The following is an 18,139-nucleotide window of genomic DNA, read 5'->3' as shown; positions in this document are numbered from 1 at the left end:
GTCGTAACGTGTGGCGGTGCAGGACAGCCAGGCGTTGAAGCGGCGCCCGTTCGGGCTCGAGGTGCTCGCCGTCGCGCTGGTCGTGGCGATCGTGGCCCGCGGCTGGATCGGCGACGTATTCGCCTCGCCGCGGGCGCGGGAGTGGGTCACCGTCTTCGTCGCGATCGTCGTACAGGCGATGCCGTTCGTGGTGCTCGGCACCCTGCTGTCCGCGGCGATCGCGACGCTGGTGCCGCAGCGGTTCTTCGCCCGTGCCCTGCCCCGCCGCCCGGCCCTCGCCGTGCCGGTCGCCGGGGTGGCCGGGCTGGCGCTGCCCGGCTGCGAGTGCGCATCGGTGCCGGTGGCCGGCGCGCTCGTGCGCCGCGGCGTGACCCCGGCGGCGGCCCTCACGTTCCTGCTCGCCGCGCCCGCGATCAACCCGGTGGTGCTGGCCGCGACGGCGGTCGCGTTCCCCGGCCGGCCGATGATGGTCGTGGCCCGGCTCGTCGCGAGCCTGGCGACCAGCCTGGCGATGGGGTGGCTGTGGCTGCGCCTGGGGCGCGACGACTGGCTGCGCACGCCGCACCGGGCCCCCGTGACCGGGAGCCGGGCGATGGCCTATTTCGCGGCCGTACGCCAGGACGCCGCCGAGGCCGCCGGCTTCCTGGCGATCGGGGCCGCCGCGGCCGCCTGCCTCAACGTGCTGGTCCCGCCGCGGTGGCTGCACACCGTCGCCGAGCACCCGGTCCTCGCCGTCGTGGCCCTCGCGGGGCTCGCGGTCCTGCTGTCGATCTGCTCCGAGGCCGACGCGTTCGTGGCCGCGTCGCTGTCGCAGTTCTCGCTCACCGCGCGCCTGGCGTTCCTCGTCGTCGGGCCGATGGTCGACCTGAAGCTCTTCGCCATGCAGGCCGGCACGTTCGGCCGCCGTTTCGCACTGCGCTTCGCCCCGGCCACGTTCGCCGTCGGCGTCGCCGCCGCCGTCGTCACCGGCAGCGTGCTGCTGTGAGCACGCGCTCCGGGGTGCAGTCGGTGGTCCTGCTGCTGATCGGCGGCGCGCTGGTGCGTACGGCGTCGACCGGCACCTACGTGCGTTACGTGAAGCCGGGGCTGCGGTGGTACCTCGTGGCCGCCGGCGCCGTGCTCGTCGTGGTCGCGCTCGTCAACCTCGCCGCGTTGCTGCTTCGCAGGAGCGCGGAGCACGCCGAGCACCACGACCACGCGCACGGGCGGTTCGAGCCGTCCTGGCTCGTGGTCGCGCCGGTGTTCGCGCTGCTGCTCGTCGCGCCGCCGGCGCTGGGCTCCTACGCGGCCTCCCGCGGCGGCAGCGCGCTCGAGGCGGCGGCGGGCTCGGACTTCCCGCCGCTGCCGGCCGGCGACCCGGTGCGGGTGTCGCTGCTGGAGTACGCCTCCCGGGCCGTCTTCGACCAGGGTCGCAGCCTGCGGGGGCGCGACGTCACGCTGTCGGGGTTCATCGTGGCGGACGGCGACCGGCGATACCTCACCCGGATGATCATCACCTGCTGCGCCGCCGACGCCCGCCCGGTCAAGGTCGGCCTCGCCGGCGACGTCCCGCCCGGGACCGCCGCGGACTCGTGGCTGGAGGTCACCGGCACGTACACGGACCGCACCGACCCCGACCCGGTCGACGGCCAGCCGATCCCCTACGTGACCGTCACCGCCGCGCACGCGATCCCGGCGCCGAAGCAGCCCTACGAATCATGAGCGACCGGCGCCTCCGGGTGGCCGCCGCGGCCGCCGTCGTCGCCGCCGGGGCCCTGCTGTTGCTGCCGTCACCGCCCGCCGTCACCGCGCCGGGCCCCGGCGGGGGCGGCGAGGTCCTGAACGCGCCGACGATCGACCTGCCGGCCACGCTGCCCGACGGCACGACGTTCACGCCCGCAGCGGTGCTCGACCCGCACAGCGTCGTCGTCCAGATCGCCGACGCCGACCCGGCCACGGCGACCCTGGCCCTGCTCGACCCGGCCGATCCGGCGAGCCCGCGGCCGCTGGAGCGGATCCCGATCGCGGGCGGGGGCTCGTTCGACGCCGTGCGGGTCGACGGCGCCGCCGTGTACTGGATGTCGAGCGTCGCCGACGACCAGGGCTTCGCCCGCAGCACCCTGCACCGCGCCGACGCGTCCGGGCGGGTGGTCACGCTGACCACCGACACCGGCCACGCCACGTTCACGGGCGGCATGCACGACCTGGAGATCGCCGACGGGCGCGTGTGGTGGACGGCCACCCGCGGCACCACGGTGCCGACCACCGATCTGCGCTCGATCCCGGTCGGCGGCGGCGCCGTCACCGTCCGCCCGCTGGAGGGCACCTACCACCTCACCGGCTGGCCGTGGGCGACCGACGACGGGATCGCCGGCCAGCCCGTCGTCCAGCTCGACCTGGTGAGCGGGCAGCGGCGGACGTTCGCCGAGCCGCCGGGGCAGGACGTGTACTGCGGCGCGCTGTGGTGCCGCAGCGTCGTGACGACGCAGCAGAGCGCGGTGGTCACGCTGCGCCGCGCCGACGGCACCGGGCAGACGGGCCGGATCAACACCGACGGTGAGGTCTCGCTGTTTCTCGACATCGCCGTGCTGGACCGCTTCGAGTTCCTCGCCGCGCCGATCTCCACGCAGGCGGCGACGATGAGCGAGCGGCTCACGATGTACGATCTGCGCGCCGGCCGGCGCATCGGCCTCGCGGTCGCCACGAGCGAGGGTCTGTCAGGCTCGTGGGTGTGGTGGGCGACCGGCGACAACGAGACCATGACCTGGCACCTGCTCGACCTGTCCGCCGTGCCGTAGGCGGCCGGGTCCCGGTGTGGCTGCTCGACGTCGACGGCGTCGTCAACACCCGGCGGCCGGTCTGGGGGCCGCAACTGGGTCGCGGCACCGCCCGGGCCGGCGGCGTCGATTGGCCGATCCGCTGGGCGCCGCCGCTGATCGACCGGATCCGGCGGCTGCACGGCGACGGGGTGGTCGAGGTGCGCTGGTGCTCGACCTGGTGCAGCGACGCCGAGGAGCTCGAGCGGCTCTTCGGGCTGCCGCCGCTGCGGCGGGCCCTCGGCGGGGACGACCTGGCCTCGCCCGGCGGGACCGACCTGCCGAAGCTCGCCGCGGCCGGGCGGGTGCTCGCGGCCGGGCGACGGCTGGTGTGGACCGACGACACCGCGGTGCCGCTGCCGGGTCCGCTCTTCGACAAGCTGACCGAGGGCGGCCGGGCGCTGCTGATCCGCCCGCACCCGCGCCGGGGCCTGCGGCCGCGGGACCTCGACCGGATCGAGGCGTTCGCCCGGATGCGGCGGGCGCCGGCGCGTTGATCGGGCCGGGCGGCGGCAGGATGACCTGCGCATGCGGGCGCATCCCGCACTGGCAACAGCGGTGCGACAACTGCCCACTGCGACTCGGTCGGCGATGACGGATATGCCGGGTTGCCGACACAACGACACAGACGTGATCTTCGCCGACACGCTCAACGAAGATCACGTCGAGGTATCACCGCGCTCTCAGGCGACCACGGCCACCCCCGACTGAGACTCGCCGAACTCCCAACCCGCCAGCAGCTTGCGTCGGCCGTCGAGGACCGAGGTGCCGGTCGGCCACTCGTCCGCGCCCAGGTAGCGGGCGCCCGCGTCCCGCGACCAGAACGGCTCCAGGCAGTGCAGGCGCAGGTGGCCACGCAGATCCGGCGGCTCGACCGCGGCCAGCGCCGCCTCCCAGCCCTCCTCGACCCGCCGCGGGCTTTCCGAGCCGAACGAGGCCAGCGCCGGCAGGCGGTGCGTGAAGGTCGCCATGCGCATGGCGTCGTGCAGGGTGCCGTCCGTGGCCAGGCGCAGCAGCGCCGAGATGCGATAGTTCAGCCGCTTCGCCGGCTCGGCCGTCAGGTCGAGGCCGTGGCGGGCGAGCAGCACGCCCAGGTCGGCGCCGCGCACGAGCATGTCGGCATCGGCCGCCCGCACGTCGGCGAGGAACGCCGCCGGCAGCACGTCGTCGGCCCACTCGACCGCGAACAGCGAATTGGCCAGGTCGAACTCCCAGGCGAGGGCCTGATGGTCGTCGTCGAGGTAGCAGTCGTCGACGGCTGGTAACCCGACCGGGGCGGACGACGCGAGGGCGGCCGGGGTGAGCCAGGGGGCCGGGAGCAGGAACTCGTCGAGGGTGTCGCCGCCGTAGTAGGCGTCGTAGGAGCCGGCCGGGAAGTCGGACCGCCCGAGCAGGGCGGCGAACGCAAACGTCAAATCCACGCCACGCAGTCTGCACCATGGGTACGACAAAAACGGCCGGAGATCCACGACGATCCCGGTCCCGGGTGTCATGCACGGATTCCGGTCGGTGCCGCGCCGCTCTGATGCACCTTACACCACGCCATCTAATCGACCTTGCCGATGTGGCTCAGCGCGATCTCACCGTCACGGAACGGGAAGACTATCTCGATGGTCAGGCCGCCGCCGTGGCGGGCTCGGGCCAGCACGCGGGCGCCGTGGGCCTGGGCTATCGCGCGGACGATCGACAGGCCCAGGCCGTGATGGCCGTCGTCGGACACGCGGCGCAGGCGCTGGAACGGCTCGAACAGCCGGTCGACCTGGTCGGGCGGGACCTCGGGGCCAGTGTTGGCGATGACCAGGCGGGCGTGGCCGTCGCTGACGCGGGCGGTGACCTCGACGACGCCGCCGGGCTCGTTGTAGTGGATGGCGTTGTCGCACAGGTTGGCGATCAGGCGCGCGATCAGGGTGGGGTCGCCGGTGATGCGGGCCGGGCGGATCGTCGCCTCGACGCGCAGGGCGTTGCGCGTGAGCTCCGCGGCGCGCTCGGCCAGGGCCAGGCGCACCAGCGCGTCCAGGTCGACCGGCTCGCCGCCCTCGCGGGCGGACTCGCTGCCGGCCAGGGTCAGCAGCGACTCCAGCAGCCGTCCGCGGGCACGGTTGACCGCCAGAAGCTGCTCGAAGTTGGCGCGGTACTCCCCCACTGTGGCGGCGGGGTCGATGAGCGGCTCCTCGAGCAGGGCGTGCTCGACGGTGAGCGGGGTGCGCAGCTCATGCGCGGCGTTGGCGACGAAGCGCTTGTGGCCGTCCAGCGCCGTCTCCAGGCGCCCGAGCAGGCCGTCGATGGTGTCGGCCAGGTCCTTGAACTCGTCGCGGGGGCCGGTGACCGCCAGGCGCTCGTGGACGTTGCGGCCGGAGATGCGCTGCAGGGAGCCGGTCATGGTGCGGACCGGGCGGAGCACGCGGCCGGCGAAGAACCAGCCGAAGCCCAGGGAGATGGGGACCATGATGAGCAACGCGAGGCCGGGGACGAGGAGCATCTGGCGGGTGTACCGATCCGAGGCGTCCTGACCGAGGTGGATCAGGCCGCCGTCGCGGGGCGGCGGGACCGGGCGGGCCAACCGGATCTCGGCGCCGGGCACGGCCGTGTCGGCCGTCGGGAGGCCGCGGGCCACGGCGACGACGAGCAGCAGCAGGACGGCGCCGGAGATGACGGTGGCGACGCAGTACAGCAGCGTCAGCCGCCACCGCAGGCGGTTCGCGGGGCGCACGGGGCTCAGATCCGGTACCCGGCGCGGGCGACCGTCTCGATGAGCGGCGGGTCGCCGAGCTTGGCCCGCAGCCGGTTGATGGTCGCCTTGACGGTCGTGGTGAACGGGTCGGCGGCCTCGTCCCAGACGCGGTCGAGCAGTTCCTCGGCCGAGACGACCCGGCCACGGCCGGCGAGCAGGTATTCGAGCACGGCGAACTCCTTCGGGCTCAGCGGCAGCCGGGCGCCGGCCCGGGTGGCGACCCGCTGGGCCGGGTCGAGCCGCAGGTCGCCGTGGGTGAGCACGGGCGGGGCGGCCGGGCGGGTCCGGCGGCCGACGGCGCGGATGCGCGCGACGAGCTCCGCATAGGCGAACGGCTTGGGCAGGTAGTCGTCGGCGCCGAGGCCGAGGCCCTCGACCCGCTGGGCGACGGTGCCGGAGGCGGTCAGCATGAGGACGCGGGTGGGCGCCTCGCGGGCGACGAGGGCGCGGCACACGTCGTCGCCGTGCACGCCGGGCAGGTCGCGGTCGAGCACGACCACGTCGTACTCCACCACGTCGGTGCGTTCCAGCGCGGCCGCGCCGTCGTAGGCGACGTCGACCGCCATGCCCTCACGGCGCAGGACCCGCGCGACGGAGTCGGCGAGCTGGCGCTGATCCTCCACCACGAGCACCCTCATCCCGCCGAGCGTAGCCGCGCGGCGGTCACACGCCGGTCACAACGGCGCGGACCGTGCTGTGACCGCCCGCGGGCTAGAACTGCCGGCATGACTTCCATGACAGCGGTCATCGAGACGGCGGGGCTCGGCAAGCGGTACCGCCGCCGAACCGCCCTCGCCGACTGCACCATCAGCGTGCCGGCGGGGCGGATCGCCGGCCTCGTCGGGCCCAACGGCGCCGGCAAGTCCACGCTGCTCGCGCTCACGTGCGGGCTGCTCGCGCCGACGACCGGGCGCATCGAGGTGCTGGGCGCCGCGCCGGCCGCGAGCGCCGCCCAGCTGGCCCGGGTCGGGTTCGTGGCCCAGGACGCGCCGGTGTACGCGGGCCTGTCGGTCGCCGACCACCTGCGCCTCGGCGCGCGGCTCAACCCCCGCTGGGACGCGGCCCTGGCCCGGCGGCGGGTCGAGCGGCTGGGCCTCGATCCGGCGCAGAAGGCCGGGCAGCTCTCCGGCGGCCAGCGGGCCCAGCTCGCCCTGACCGTCGCGGCGGCCAAGCGCGGCGAGCTGCTCATCCTCGACGAGCCGGTGGCCTCGCTCGACCCGATCGCGCGGCGGGCGTTCCTCAACGACGTGCTGGAGTTCGCCGGCGAGCTCGGGGTGAGCGTCGTGCTGTCCTCGCACCTGCTGGGCGACCTGGCGCACGTGTGCGATCACCTGATCGTGCTGGCGGGCGGCCGTGTCCAGCTCGCCGGCGACGTGAGCGAGCTGCTCGCCGTACATTATCGGCTGCCCGAGCGAAGTGACCTGCCGGCGGGGGCCCGGGTGGTGCACGCGGAGCGCGGCGCGGCCGTCGTGCGCAGCGGCGAGCCGATCCCCGGCGCCGAGCGGGCGGACCTCGAGGACGTCGGGCTGGCGTACATGATGGCGCAGGGGGTCCCGTCGTGATCTGGCTGACCTGGCGGCAGCTGCGGGTCCAGGCGCTCGTCGCCGCGGCCGGGCTCGTGGCGGTGGCGGCCTACCTGGTGTACCTCGGGGTGGGAATCCGCCACGACTACACCACCGACGTCGTCAACTGCCTGCCGTCGGACTGCGCCACCACGCGGCGGTTGTTCACCGACCGGTACGAGGTGCCGCTCACCCTGCTGGGCATGCTGCTCATCGCCGTGCCGGGCCTGATCGGCGCGTTCTGGGGCGCCCCGCTCGTCGCCCGCGAGCTGGAGACGAAGACCGACCGGCTGGTGTGGAACCAGAGCGTGACCCGCGGGCGCTGGCTCGCGGTGAAGCTGGCCGTGGTGGGTGCCGTGGCCGTCTCGGTCACCGGTCTGTTCAGCCTGCTGCTCACGTGGAGCGCGAGCCGCTACGACTCCTACGCCGGCAACCGCTTCGCCGCGCTGAACTTCGCCGCCCGCAACGTGGTCCCGCTCGGGTACGCCGCGTTCGCGTTCGTCCTCGGCGTCGTCGTCGGGCTGCTGGCGCGCCGCACCGTGGCGAGCATGGCGATCGTCGTCGGGGTCTTCGCGGTGTTGCAGATCGTGGTGCCGACGGTGGTCCGCGTCCACCTCCTGCCGCCGCTGACGACCACGGTGGCGCTGACCCCGGAGGTGATGGCGCACGCGCACGGCTTCGGCGCGAACCCGTCGGCGGCCCGCGTGATCGGCTACACGCTGCCGGGCGCCTGGTCGATGGACTCGGTCAACCAGGTGTTCAACGCCGACGGCACGCCCTACACGGGCACGCAGGCCCGCGCTTGCATGACCGGCGAATTCGACCAGGACATGGCGTGCATAGGCAAGCAGAACCTGCATATCCAGTACACGTACCAGCCCGGCAGCCGCTACTGGCCGTTCCAGTGGATCGAGCTGTCGGCGTATCTGGTCCTGGCGGCCCTGCTGGGCGGGTTGGCGTTCTGGCGAATCCGCCGCCGGTGATCGAATTGGCAACTTTTGGCAAGCCGCCCGGCGCCCGCGATCCCGGGGCGCCACCGTCCTCAGTGGACGGTGCTGGGCATGCCGCCATGCTCTCCTGGGAGATGCCATGCCAACCCACCCTTCCGCCGGCGCGTTCCCGCGGCCGTGCTCGCGGTGTTCGCCGCGGGCCGGCCTACGCGCTGGTCGCGCTCACTGCGCCGGCGAGCGCCGCCACCGCCTCGCCGGTCGAGTCGGGCTCGCTCTCGCCGGCCAAGGCCGTCGAGGCAGCGCCACCATGGTCCATGCCCTGGCTGGCGTACGAGGCGACCGGGCCGCTGGCCCAGCGCGCACGGCGCCGATCCACAGTGGATCCGGGTCGACCTCGGCGCGACGACGCCGCTGTGCCAGGTGGTCCTGCAGTGGCAGCGGTCCTGCGCGAAGGCGTACCGCGTCGACGTCTCCGCCGACGGCGTGAACGGCTGGACGCACAACGTGATCAGTTACCCGTAAAACCGACATTCACTGAGGCTAGGCTTACCTTATCCAGGAATGGACATGGCTCGCTGCACGCTCCCCCTTAACCAGGCGTTCTCCCTCGGTTCAAATGGGACTCGGAGGCTCCTCAAGTCAGTGATGCACAGAATCTCAGCCGCCCAGAGGAGCGTTCAAGGATGACCATTTCTCGTCGTCAGGTGCTGACCGGCGGGGCCGCCGCCGGCGTCGGGCTCACCGTCGCCGGCGCGCTGCCGACCCTCGCCGAGCCGGCGGCCGCCGCGGCCGGCAACAACGGCAACGGCAACGACGTCAAGGCCGCGACCGGCCGCCCGTTCCCACCGCTGCAGGATGACCCCAAGGGGATCCTGGCGCTGCCGGCCGGGTTCTCGTACACGATCGTGACCCGCGAGGGCGAGACCGAGATGTCGGGCGGCCAGGGCAAGACCCCGGCGTACCACGACGGCACCGGTGTCGTGGGCTCGACCAAGAACAACCTGACCATCATCCAGAACCACGAGCTGACCCCGCACATGTCGACCTACGGCGTGCCGCACATCGAGGGCACCGTCTACGACCCGGGCGCGGAGAACGCGGGCGGCTGCACGGTCATCCTCACCGACCGCAGCGGACGCCCGATCGAGGAGTGGGTCGGCATCGCCGGAACCGTGCGCAACTGCGCCGGCGGCGTGACGCCTTGGGGCACCTGGCTCACGTGCGAGGAGACGTTCATCAACGCCGGCGCCACCTGGTCGGCGAACGGGCACACGGGGACGTACCAGAAGAACCACGGGTACGTCTTCGAGGTGCTGCCGAACGACTCGAAGTACCAGCTGCCCAAGCCGATCAAGGCGTTCGGCCGCTTCGAGCACGAGGCCCTCGCGGTCGAGCCGAACGGCAAGCACGTGTACATCTCCGAGGACGCGAGCGGCCCCAACGGCCTGTTCTACCGCTGGAGCAACACCGAGAACATCAAGCTGCAGTCGGGCCTGGCCAACCGCCTCGACGAGACGGTCGGCAAGCTCGAGGCGATGCAGATCCGCCTCGACGACGGCAGCGTCCTGCCCGACGTCGCGTACCTCACCTCGGCGCAGCTGGGCCGCCCGTTCAAGGTCAGCTGGATCGAGGTCCCCGACCGCGACGCCGTCACCAAGACGACCCGCACCCAGTTCGCCGACGGCCAGGTCACCCGCGGCAAGAAGTTCGAGGGCGTCTGGAGCACCTCGAAGGGCTGCTACATCGTCAACAGCTTCGCCTTCGGCGCCAACGACCTGCCGGCCGACGCGACCAAGCACGACGGCATGGTCTGGTTCTACAACTACGCCGACGAGACGATCACGCTGGTGACGTACTTCCCGCACAACCCGGCCGCCGAGACCGAGGGCGCCAGCCCGAAGTACGCCGACCTGACCTTCGACGGCCCCGACAACGTGACCGTCACCCCGTGGGGCACGCTGGTGCTGGCCGAGGACGGCGTGCGCGCCTCCCACGTGCTCAGCTCCGTGCCGGGCGGCCCGACCTACGCGATCGCCCGCAACATGCTCAGCATCGGCACCTCCAACGGCTCGCCGACCTACTCGGAGTTCACCGGCCCGACGTTCTCCCCCGACGGCAAGGTGCTCTTCGTCAACATCCAGGCCCCCGGTATCACGCTGGCGATCACCGGGCCCTGGGAGAAGTACCTCGGCTGATTCGCCCGCCCGAAACGCTGTCGCAACACCTGGGCCCCGCGGCGTTCACGCCGCGGGGCCCGGCCGGATTCCGAGTCAGGCCGAAGCCGGATTCGGGCTTGGTGAAACGGATTGCCTCGTTGATGATTGACGGCGTGGCACAGGTCCCACCCGGGCGCCCGGCCGACACGGTGGGGCCGCTTGCCCGGCCGATCGCCGCGGTCGAGGCCACCATGCGCTGCGGCGAACTCGACCTCATCTTCCGCGCCGATCCGGCGCTGCCGTGCGTCGCCGTGATGTATCTCGACGGCGGCATCGGCCTCATCAGCCGGGACCGGTTCGCCCAGCTGATGTCCGGCCCGTTCGGCTACGGGCGCGCGCTGTGGGAGAAGACCCCGGCGGGGAGCACCGCGGACCCCGCGCCGATGATCGTCGACGAGACCGCGCTCGTGGTCGACGTGTGCGAGCAGGTCAGCCGGCGCGACCGGGTCCGCCGCTACGACGACGTGCTCATCCGCCGCCCCGACGGCCGCCTGGCCCGGGTCTCGGCCGCTCGGCTCTACGAGGCGCTCGCCGACCTCATGACGATGCAGGCCGTGAGCGATCCGCTCAGCGGGCTGGCCAACCGGGCGCGCTTCCTCAACCGGCTCGCCGCCGCCTGCCGCGACGCCGGGCAGCCCGGTGTCGCCGTGGTCTTCATCGACCTCGACCGGATGAAGCAGGTCAACGACTCTCTCGGGCACGCCGTCGGCGACCGGCTCATCGTCTCCGCCGCGCAGCGGCTCACCACGGCGGCCGACGACGGCGATCTCGTCGCCCGGCTCGGCGGCGACGAGTTCGCGGTGCTGACCCGCATCGCCGGGGGCCGCACGCCGGAGCTGTCCGCGGCCGCGCTCGGCGAGCGGTTCCGGCTGGCGATCGCGACGCCCGACCCGCAGCTGCCGGCGGCCGCGCACAGCGGGGCGAGCATCGGCGTCGCGATCGGCGCGGCCGGGGCCGATCCGGAGACGCTGCTGCGCGAAGCCGACGCGGCGATGTACCGCGCGAAGCAGGCCGGCGGCGACAAGGTCCGCGTCACCGTCGACGTGCCCGCGCACGCCGCGCCCCGGCCCGGCGTCGGCGACAGCGTCCTCGCCGCCATGTCGGCCGGCGATCTGCGCCTGTTCTACCAGCCGATCGTCGGCGTCGACGACGGGCGGGTCTGGGCCGTCGAGGCGCTCATCCGGTGGCAGCATCCGCAGCACGGCCTGCTGACCCCCGACCGCTTCCTGCCCGACGCGGCCCGGGCCAAGCAGATGCCGGCCGTCGACCGCTGGGTCCTCGAGCGGGCCTGCGCCGACCTCGCCGGCTGGGACGCCGTGCTGGGCGAGCGCGCGCCGCGGTGCGTCAACGTCAACCTCACCGTCGAGACGCTGAGCACCCCCGGCCTGACCGATCAGCTGCTCGCCACGGTGCGCCACGCCGGGCTCGGCCCCGAGCGCATCCGCGTCGAGCTGCCCGAGTCCGCCGACCTCGCCCAGCTGGAGGGCGTCGTGCGCCAGCTGCACGAGCTGCGCGCCCAGGGCGTCGGCATCGTGCTGGACGACATGGGCGCGGGCTCGGCGACCCTGCGCCACCTCTCAGCCCTGCCGGTCACCGGCATCAAGATCGACCGCTCGTTCGTCGCCCGCATGCTCGACAGCCGCGGCGACCACGCCGTCGTGAAGCTGCTCGGCGACCTCGGCCGCAGCGTCGGCGTCGACGTCACCGCCGAGGGCATCGAGGACGACGAGCAACTCGACTCGCTGCGGCGGCTGCGGGTGCCATACGCGCAGGGCTACCTGCTCGGCCTGCCCGCCCCCGCCGACCACCTCACCGCCCTGCTGCGCACCGGGCGGCCGCGCGGCGTGGCCAGCGTGCCGTTGCAGACCCTGGACCGCCCGCCGATCAAGGCCGGCCGGCACCGCGGCTGAGCCGGGCAACGGTTTTCCGGGATCCGAGGATTGGTTCACAACGGCCGGGCGGACCCGGTTCGCGTTCGTGCCGTCAATCGCCGTGCGCACCACGGCGAAGCTGATCGCGGCGTGCCGTCGCGGCAGACCGGTGTTGGCCGCAGCCGGCTGTGTCCAGCGTCCCCCGCAACGCCGTCTGCTGGACGACGTCCGGGAACAACCGGACCTGCACGACGATCTTCACCAGAAGTTCCCACGATCAGCGTCGTGCTCCTCGGCGGCCATCGACCTCGGCCACCGCCGCCACGCGGCGCGGTCGGCTTCGCCCTCGGAACAGCGCGTCTCGCTCATCAGGTGGATCCGGGCGCCGTCGATGTAGAGGAGCGCCTGGTCCAGTGTGCCGAGGTCCGGGGCGTCGTAACCGAGCCGCTCGAACGCCGCTACCAGTTCCGCGGTTCTGGCCTCGGCCGCCTCCTGCTTCCGGACGGAGTGACGACGACGTGCTTCGGTCAGCCACTCGGGTTTACTGTCGCGCAGCGCCCGGACGTCGCCTTTCGTCCAGGGCCGGCCAAGGTTCGGCAGGTCCCCGTAGTCGATGCCGAGCACCTTGGCGGCCCAGCTCGACTGCGCGGCCTTGCCGGGCTTGGCGGCAGTCATGGTCTCCACCGTATACGACGCCAGCGCACGGCGGCCTCCTCGTGTCGGGGTCGAGCTGCTCTTGCCCGTTCGCCCGAATCCCCGGACACCTCGGCGGAGGCCGCCGCGCGACCCGGCTACGGGCTGGAGCAGGTGACCGGCGACGGGACGGCGTTGGTGCCGTTCCAGCCGGCGAGGAAGCCGAACGTCGTCGTGGCACCCGCCGGGATCGTCACGTTGTACGTCACGTTGCGCACCGTCACGTTGGCGCCGCTCGTCGTCGGGGTGCCGTTCCACAGTTGGGTGATCGTCTGGCCGCTGGCGAACGCCCAGCGGACCGACCAGCCGTTGACCGGTGCCGGGCCCGCCTTCACGGTCACCTCGCCCTGGAACCCGCCGGGCCATTGGCTGATGACGCGGTAGGTCGCGGTACAGGCGCCGGCCGGCGGCGGGCTCGACGACGAGGGGCCGGCGGTGAGGGCGAAGGAGTAGAACTTGGTGCTCGCGGTACCGCCGCGGGAGTAGCCGTTGCCCCAGTACAGCCGGCCGCCGACGATCGCCGGGCCCGCGTTGGACGAGCCCGCGCCCTGGTACTCCCACAGCGTCCGGCCGCTGCTCGCGTCCAGCGCGTACATGGAGTTGTTCATCGAGCCGGTGTAGACCACGCCGCCCGCGTACGTGACCGGGCTGATCGAGCGGCCGCCGTGCGGCTCCGGGACCTGCCACAGCACCCGGCCGGTCGCCGCGTCCAAGGCGCCGAACGAACTGTAGGCGATCCGCTGGCCGTTCGGCAGCGTGTACTGCACCCCGTCGGCGTCACTCTCGGTGAAGAACACGCGCCGGCCGTCGGTCGCGGTGCCCCACTGTATGCCGCCCTGCGTCGAGCCGGGCCCGACCGCCGCGCTCCAGATGATCTGCCGTTCTGAGAATCTCAGGGATTCTCTGCCTGCTTCATCGGGCGCTGCCGCCGGCTTTCGCTGGTGGTCTTACGTGTCCTCCGCCGAGGCGTTTTGGGTCTTCCCGGAACTGCGGGCCGACGATTGATGATCACGTTGGGTGCATCGCGGCGAGGAGATTGCGGGCCGCGTTGTGGTCCCGGTCGTGGGTGGTGCCGCACTGGCATGTCCACGACCGGTCCGCGAGGGTGAGCCCGGCGTTGACGACACCGCACGCTGAGCAGGTTTTCGAGCTGGGATACCAGCGGTCGGCGGCCCACAGTTTCGCCCCGTACCAGCCTGTCTTGTATTCGAGTTGCCGGATGAACTCGCCGAACCCGGCGTCGGACACAGCGCGGGCCAAGCGCCGGTTGCGGACCATCCCGGCCACGTTGAGCGACTCGACCGCGATGGCGCGTTTGGTTCTCGCGAGCCTCGTGGTGAGCTGATGCAAGAAATCGCTGCGCCGGTGCGCAACCTGCAGGTGCAGCGCGGCGACCTTCCGCCGGGCCTTGTCTCGGTTGTTGCTGCCGTTCTGTGCGCGGGCCAGGGCCTTGTTCGCCCGACGAAGCTTGCGCTGCGCGGCCTTGAGCGCGCGCGGTGCTTGCACCTGTTCGACGGTGCCGGTGTCGTCGGCGATCACCGCGAACGTGCGCAACCCGAGGTCGATCCCGCACGCCGGCGCGTCCTGGGCGACCTGACGGGCCGTGTTGATGCCGGACCGGTCGATGTCGAGCTGGAACGTCACCCACCAGCGCCCGGCCCGCTCCCGGACGGTGGCACCGATGATCCGGGCGCGGCCGTCACCGAGCCGGACAGTCAGCCACGACAGATCTTCGCGGGTGGCGACCTTACCCGGGATACCCGGCAGGCTGACCGTGGCGTCAGTGGCGGGCCGGACCCGGTCGGCGTCGTACCGGAACCGGGAACCATGCTTGCGTTTGCGCAGCTTCGGAAAGCCGACCTTGCGGCCCCGACGCTTCCCGGTCTTCGACGCCCACCAGTTGCGCAAGCCGGCCGCCCGCACCCGGCATGCCTCCTTCGGGACGCGCGAGGACAGACCGGACCCGGCGAACCACGGCGCGACCGCCGGATGCTCGGCGCGCCACAGCTTTTCCAGATCGATCGCCGTCCACGGCGCCCGGGTCAACCGCTCGTCCGGGACACCGTAAGTGCGCTCGGCGGCTCGCTGCGCGAACGCGGCCCGGATCTTGTCCAGGGCGTAGTTCTCGACGAACCGCGACAGCCCGGCGTGGCGGCCCATCGCCTCGACCTGCCCGGGCGTGGGCGCCAACTCGACCCGGAAACCCTGCTTGACCCGGCTCACCCGGCCACCTCAGCCGCGCTCAACACCGGCGCAGCCTTGCCCCGGCCCTGCCCCGGGCCGACCGCCGTCGCGGCGGTGACAACCCGGCCAGCCCGCCGGCCCAGGCCGTCGCGCCGACCGGCTGACGACACCCGACAGAATGCGACCGTACGCCCAATCGCACTGCCCGCGGCTTCCAAGACCAGACACCGGCCTGTGCCGGTCCTGACCACCAGAACAGGCATCCGCCCGCTCTTCACCCACAACCGGGCGGTCCCATGGTCCACGCCGTTACGACGCGCCCACCCGGACCACTTCACACATCGATACTAACCGAGCGTCGCTGACGAACGCTGACAACATGCCGATCAGTTAGCAACCCCGTGGCCGCGTCGAGCATCCAGAACTCGCCGCTCTTCTGCCCCGCGCCGACCGCGCGGCGGGTCGTGCCGTCGGGGTTGGTGAGCGTGAACAGGTGGGTGCCGTCGCCGGTGTCGTGGTCCGGACCCGGGTTCGGGCAGTTGTTGGGCGGGTTGCCCGGCAGGCAGGCGAAGTTCCACTCGTCGAACGCCTGGTCTGGGTCGATCAGCGCGAAGCCTCATCGAGCCAGACTGGGCGCCGGGCCGGTGCTCCACTTGATCGCGCCGGTCGTGAGGTCCATCGCCACGATCGAGTCCTTGGCGTTCCACGCCGGCATGCACTGCTGCGGAGTACCGCCGGCGTTCTGGCAGTCCGTCGCGCTGCGCGGGATCGAGTAGTTCTGCCCGGTACCGATGAAGACGCTGTTGGTGGCCGGATCGATGCTCGGCGTCGTGCCCCACACCGAGGCCCCGCTGTAGATGTCGCCGCCCGGCCCCTGGTCCGGCAGCGTGTAGGACTTCCAGCGCTGCGCGCCCGTCGCCGCGTCGAGCGCGACCAGGCTGCCCCGGAACGTGCAGCAGTCGTAGGCGGTGTTGCTCGCCAGGGAGAACTCGTCGGAGGAGACGCCCTGGTAGAGCACGCCGTCGTAGTAGACGGCACCGCCGGTGAGCACGGCCCGCGGGTGCGGGTCGGCCGCCACGTTCCAGCGCAGGTTGCCGGTGGCGGTGTCGATCGCGAGCACCCGCGCGCCGGCCTGCGTGCCGATGTAGACGGTGTCGCCGGCGACCACGGGGCTGGTGCGCGACACGACGGTGCCGCTGCCGCCGACGTACGACGAGACGGCCCGGGACCAGATCACCGCCCCGCTGGCCGCGTCGACCTTGTGAAAGTACCCGCCCCAATCCGGAAAGTAGACGGCTCCCCCGGCCACCGCGGGCGTCGCCGACACGTCGCCGCGGGTGGTGTACGACCAGGCGAGCCCCAGCCGCCCGACCGTCCCCGGCCCGAGGATCGTCTCCGCCGGATTGCTCCGGCTGTTCCCGATGTCCTGCCCGCCCATCGTCCACTGTGGATCGTCCGCGGCCCCGGCGGACTCCGCCGCGCCGACTGTCAGGGCCGCCGCGACGCACACCGCCGCCAGTGCGATCAAAGGTCTCATATCGCCCCCTCGCGCCATCGATTGACGGCCATCAACGTACGCGGGCGGCCGGAACTTTCAAAGAATTTCCGGAACAGTCGGGGCGCACTCCGGGTCACGGGGCATGCACACCGTGAAAGGTTCAGGCGCCCATCCGCCGGCTCATGAGCCGTCCTTGAGCGGGAAGGGGATGAAGGTGCTGCGGTTCTCGTCCAGGTCGAGCTGGCGGCTGATCGGGGCGGCGGCCCGCTGCGGGCAGTTCGCGCGCTCGCAGGTCTTGCAGCCGGGGCCGATCGGCATCGCGGCGTCCGCGTCGTGCAGGTCCATGCCGGTGGAGTAGACCAGGCGCGGGGCGTGGCGGATCTCGCAGCCCAGGCCGATCGCGTAGACCTTGCCCGGCTGGCCGTAGCCGCCGTTGTGGCGGGTGATCGTGCGGGCGATCCAGAGGTACCGCTGCCCGTCCGGCATCGCCGCGATTTGGGTCACCGGGCGGCCCGGGGAGCTGAAGGCCTCGTACACGTTCCACAGTGGACAGGTGCCGCCGGTGCGGGAGAACGGGAAGCCGGTCGCCGACTGGCGCTTGGACATGTTGCCGGCGCGGTCGACGCGGACGAAGGAGAACGGCACGCCGCGGGCGCGCGGGCGCTGCAGGGTGCTCAGCCGGTGGCAGACCGTCTCCCAGCCCATCGCGAAGTGCTCGGTGAGCAGGTCGATGTCGTAGCGGCGGGCCTCGGCGGCGGCCAGGAACTGCTCGTACGGCAGGATCAGCGCCGCGGCGAAGTAGTTGGCCAGCCCGACGCGGGTGAGAATCTGGGTCTGCACGTCGTCGAAGCGCTCCTCCTCGACGATCTCGTCGATCACGTCCGCGTACTCCATCAGCGCCAGCTGCGCCGCCATCCGCATCGCCTCCTGGCCGGCGCGCAGCGACCTGGACAGGTGCAGGGTGCGGGTGTGCGGGCGGAAGCGGTGCAGCTCGCCGCCGAAGGAATCCTCGTGCTCGATGCGCACGTCGTGACGCTCGGCGAGCCGGTCCCGCAGCACCGGGCGGACCTCGCCGCGGCGCAGGCGCATGCGGGCGGCGAGCAGTTCGGCGGCCTCGTCCAGCTGCGGCACGTAGTTCTGGCGGCGGTAGAAGAACTCGGTCACCTGGTCGTGCGGGCTGCGCCCGAGCTGCCCGCGATCGCCGACGAGCTCCGTAAGCTGGTCGGCGACGTGCCGGTAGCGGCGGTGCAGCTCGATCACCGACTCGGCCACCTCCGGCAGGCGGGAGGCGAGCTCGGTGAGGTCGGCGACCCCGCCGGCGCCGCCGAGCGCCTCACGCAGGGCGGCGACCAGCTGCGGGGTGTCGTGCGGCGCGAAGACCGCCGGGTCGACGCCGAACAGCTCGGTGGCCCGGATGAGCACTGGCGCGGTCAGCGGCCGCACGTCGTGCTCGATCTGGTTGAGGTAGCTCGGCGAGATGCTCAGGTGCCGAGCGAGATCGGTCTGGCTCAGCCCGCGCTCCTCGCGGAGCCGCCGCAGCCGGGCACCGGCGAAGATCCTGGCCATCATCCACCTATAGCACCGATGTCAAACGTGGATTTCGCAAGTTGGCAAAATCGCCCGGAAACTTGGCAGGACT

Annotated in this window: 20 protein-coding genes; 9 read left to right on the top strand and 11 right to left on the bottom strand. The window is 72.5% G+C overall.

The genetic code is table 11. From position 1 onward, the window contains the following. Window positions 1-16: 16 nt before the first annotated feature. From ACQPY0_RS23470 to ACQPY0_RS23455, 4 genes are read left to right on the top strand one after another with little or no spacing between them, the layout of a single operon-like run. A complete protein-coding gene (locus ACQPY0_RS23470; RefSeq protein ID WP_432992439.1) occupies window positions 17-985 on the top strand; it encodes a permease in 969 nt (322 codons plus the stop codon). Beyond that, window positions 982-1,701 carry a TIGR03943 family putative permease subunit gene (locus ACQPY0_RS23465; RefSeq protein ID WP_432992432.1) on the top strand — a complete coding sequence of 240 codons (720 nt, stop codon included), beginning with the start codon at window positions 982-984 and terminating at the stop codon, window positions 1,699-1,701. Before ACQPY0_RS23470 ends, ACQPY0_RS23465 begins: the two co-directional genes overlap by 4 nt. Next, window positions 1,698-2,777: a hypothetical protein gene (locus ACQPY0_RS23460; RefSeq protein ID WP_432992429.1), complete on the top strand. Its 1,080-nt coding sequence runs from the start codon at window positions 1,698-1,700 to the stop codon at window positions 2,775-2,777. Before ACQPY0_RS23465 ends, ACQPY0_RS23460 begins: the two co-directional genes overlap by 4 nt. A 14-nt stretch (window positions 2,778-2,791) precedes the next feature. Further along, the gene (locus tag ACQPY0_RS23455) at window positions 2,792-3,292 is read left to right on the top strand and encodes a hypothetical protein (RefSeq protein ID WP_432992426.1); all 501 of its coding nucleotides are present in this window, start codon (window positions 2,792-2,794) and stop codon (window positions 3,290-3,292) included. 186 nt (window positions 3,293-3,478) lie between these two features. On the opposite strand, the gene ACQPY0_RS23450 is transcribed toward ACQPY0_RS23455, so the two are convergent. The 3 genes from ACQPY0_RS23450 to ACQPY0_RS23440 all read right to left on the bottom strand — a co-directional run bounded on the left by ACQPY0_RS23450 (window position 3,479) and on the right by ACQPY0_RS23440 (window position 6,164). Further along, complete coding sequence (locus tag ACQPY0_RS23450; RefSeq protein ID WP_432992423.1) at window positions 3,479-4,216, bottom strand: hypothetical protein; 738 nt, start codon at window positions 4,214-4,216, stop codon at window positions 3,479-3,481. A 125-nt stretch (window positions 4,217-4,341) separates the two neighbouring features. Then, the gene (locus ACQPY0_RS23445; RefSeq protein WP_432992420.1) at window positions 4,342-5,505 is read right to left on the bottom strand and encodes a sensor histidine kinase; all 1,164 of its coding nucleotides are present in this window, start codon (window positions 5,503-5,505) and stop codon (window positions 4,342-4,344) included. Window positions 5,506-5,510: 5 nt separating this feature from the next. Beyond that, window positions 5,511-6,164, bottom strand: coding sequence for a response regulator transcription factor (locus ACQPY0_RS23440; RefSeq protein ID WP_432992417.1), 654 nt, complete (start codon window positions 6,162-6,164; stop codon window positions 5,511-5,513). 96 nt (window positions 6,165-6,260) lie between these two features. Here ACQPY0_RS23440 and ACQPY0_RS23435 point away from each other — a divergent pair, with 96 nt between their 5' ends. Then, window positions 6,261-7,088 (top strand): ABC transporter ATP-binding protein, encoded by an 828-nt coding sequence (locus ACQPY0_RS23435; protein WP_432995354.1) that lies wholly within the window; start codon window positions 6,261-6,263, stop codon window positions 7,086-7,088. Continuing rightward, complete coding sequence (locus ACQPY0_RS23430; protein WP_432992414.1) at window positions 7,085-8,071, top strand: ABC transporter permease subunit; 987 nt, start codon at window positions 7,085-7,087, stop codon at window positions 8,069-8,071. Before ACQPY0_RS23435 ends, ACQPY0_RS23430 begins: the two co-directional genes overlap by 4 nt. 172 nt (window positions 8,072-8,243) lie before the next feature. Here ACQPY0_RS23430 and ACQPY0_RS23425 read toward each other — a convergent pair whose 3' ends face one another. Next, on the bottom strand, window positions 8,244-8,414 hold the full coding sequence (locus ACQPY0_RS23425; RefSeq protein WP_432995966.1) for a hypothetical protein: 171 nt from the start codon (window positions 8,412-8,414) through the stop codon (window positions 8,244-8,246). A gap of 5 nt (window positions 8,415-8,419) precedes the next feature. On the opposite strand from ACQPY0_RS23425, the gene ACQPY0_RS23420 reads away from it, so the two are divergent. The 3 genes from ACQPY0_RS23420 (at window position 8,420) to ACQPY0_RS23410 (ending at window position 12,164) form a co-directional block, all read left to right on the top strand. Further along, the gene (locus tag ACQPY0_RS23420) at window positions 8,420-8,560 is read left to right on the top strand and encodes a hypothetical protein (protein ID WP_432995352.1); all 141 of its coding nucleotides are present in this window, start codon (window positions 8,420-8,422) and stop codon (window positions 8,558-8,560) included. A 161-nt stretch (window positions 8,561-8,721) separates the two neighbouring features. After that, entirely contained in the window at window positions 8,722-10,233 is a 1,512-nt protein-coding gene (locus ACQPY0_RS23415) for an alkaline phosphatase PhoX (protein WP_432992411.1), read from the top strand. A 134-nt stretch (window positions 10,234-10,367) separates the two neighbouring features. Beyond that, window positions 10,368-12,164 (top strand): EAL domain-containing protein, encoded by a 1,797-nt coding sequence (locus ACQPY0_RS23410; protein ID WP_432992408.1) that lies wholly within the window; start codon window positions 10,368-10,370, stop codon window positions 12,162-12,164. A gap of 73 nt (window positions 12,165-12,237) precedes the next feature. Here the strand turns inward: ACQPY0_RS23410 and ACQPY0_RS23405 are convergent, their stop codons facing one another. The 7 genes from ACQPY0_RS23405 to ACQPY0_RS23375 form a co-directional block, all read right to left on the bottom strand. Then, the gene (locus ACQPY0_RS23405) at window positions 12,238-12,387 is read right to left on the bottom strand and encodes a hypothetical protein (RefSeq protein WP_432992405.1); all 150 of its coding nucleotides are present in this window, start codon (window positions 12,385-12,387) and stop codon (window positions 12,238-12,240) included. After that, a complete protein-coding gene (locus tag ACQPY0_RS23400) occupies window positions 12,384-12,800 on the bottom strand; it encodes a hypothetical protein (protein WP_432992402.1) in 417 nt (138 codons plus the stop codon). Before ACQPY0_RS23400 ends, ACQPY0_RS23405 begins: the two co-directional genes overlap by 4 nt. 116 nt (window positions 12,801-12,916) lie before the next feature. Continuing rightward, complete coding sequence (locus ACQPY0_RS23395) at window positions 12,917-13,648, bottom strand: cellulose binding domain-containing protein (protein ID WP_432995350.1); 732 nt, start codon at window positions 13,646-13,648, stop codon at window positions 12,917-12,919. A 178-nt stretch (window positions 13,649-13,826) separates the two neighbouring features. Further along, window positions 13,827-15,041 (bottom strand): RNA-guided endonuclease TnpB family protein, encoded by a 1,215-nt coding sequence (locus tag ACQPY0_RS23390; protein WP_432992399.1) that lies wholly within the window; start codon window positions 15,039-15,041, stop codon window positions 13,827-13,829. Window positions 15,042-15,336: 295 nt separating this feature from the next. Continuing rightward, complete coding sequence (locus tag ACQPY0_RS23385) at window positions 15,337-15,495, bottom strand: hypothetical protein (protein WP_432995347.1); 159 nt, start codon at window positions 15,493-15,495, stop codon at window positions 15,337-15,339. Window positions 15,496-15,618: 123 nt separating this feature from the next. Further along, window positions 15,619-16,539, bottom strand: coding sequence for a PQQ-binding-like beta-propeller repeat protein (locus tag ACQPY0_RS23380; protein WP_432992396.1), 921 nt, complete (start codon window positions 16,537-16,539; stop codon window positions 15,619-15,621). A gap of 141 nt (window positions 16,540-16,680) precedes the next feature. Continuing rightward, window positions 16,681-18,069, bottom strand: coding sequence for a short-chain fatty acyl-CoA regulator family protein (locus ACQPY0_RS23375; protein ID WP_432992393.1), 1,389 nt, complete (start codon window positions 18,067-18,069; stop codon window positions 16,681-16,683). Window positions 18,070-18,139: the final 70 nt, after the last annotated feature.

The organism is Dactylosporangium sp. CA-233914 (assembly GCF_050942935.1).
GTDB lineage: Bacteria > Actinomycetota > Actinomycetes > Mycobacteriales > Micromonosporaceae > Dactylosporangium.
This window is presented reverse-complemented; position numbering and strand designations above follow the sequence as displayed.

Coding starts and splice junctions, on each gene's coding strand:
- ACQPY0_RS23435 (WP_432995354.1), top strand. CDS start 6,261: ATGACAGCGGTCATCGAGACGGCGGGGCTCGGCAAGCGGTACCGCCGC.
- ACQPY0_RS23440 (WP_432992417.1), bottom strand. CDS start 6,164: ATGAGGGTGCTCGTGGTGGAGGATCAGCGCCAGCTCGCCGACTCCGTC.
- ACQPY0_RS23400 (WP_432992402.1), bottom strand. CDS start 12,800: ATGACTGCCGCCAAGCCCGGCAAGGCCGCGCAGTCGAGCTGGGCCGCC.
- ACQPY0_RS23380 (WP_432992396.1), bottom strand. CDS start 16,539: ATGAGACCTTTGATCGCACTGGCGGCGGTGTGCGTCGCGGCGGCCCTG.
- ACQPY0_RS23460 (WP_432992429.1), top strand. CDS start 1,698: ATGAGCGACCGGCGCCTCCGGGTGGCCGCCGCGGCCGCCGTCGTCGCC.
- ACQPY0_RS23415 (WP_432992411.1), top strand. CDS start 8,722: ATGACCATTTCTCGTCGTCAGGTGCTGACCGGCGGGGCCGCCGCCGGC.
- ACQPY0_RS23375 (WP_432992393.1), bottom strand. CDS start 18,069: ATGATGGCCAGGATCTTCGCCGGTGCCCGGCTGCGGCGGCTCCGCGAG.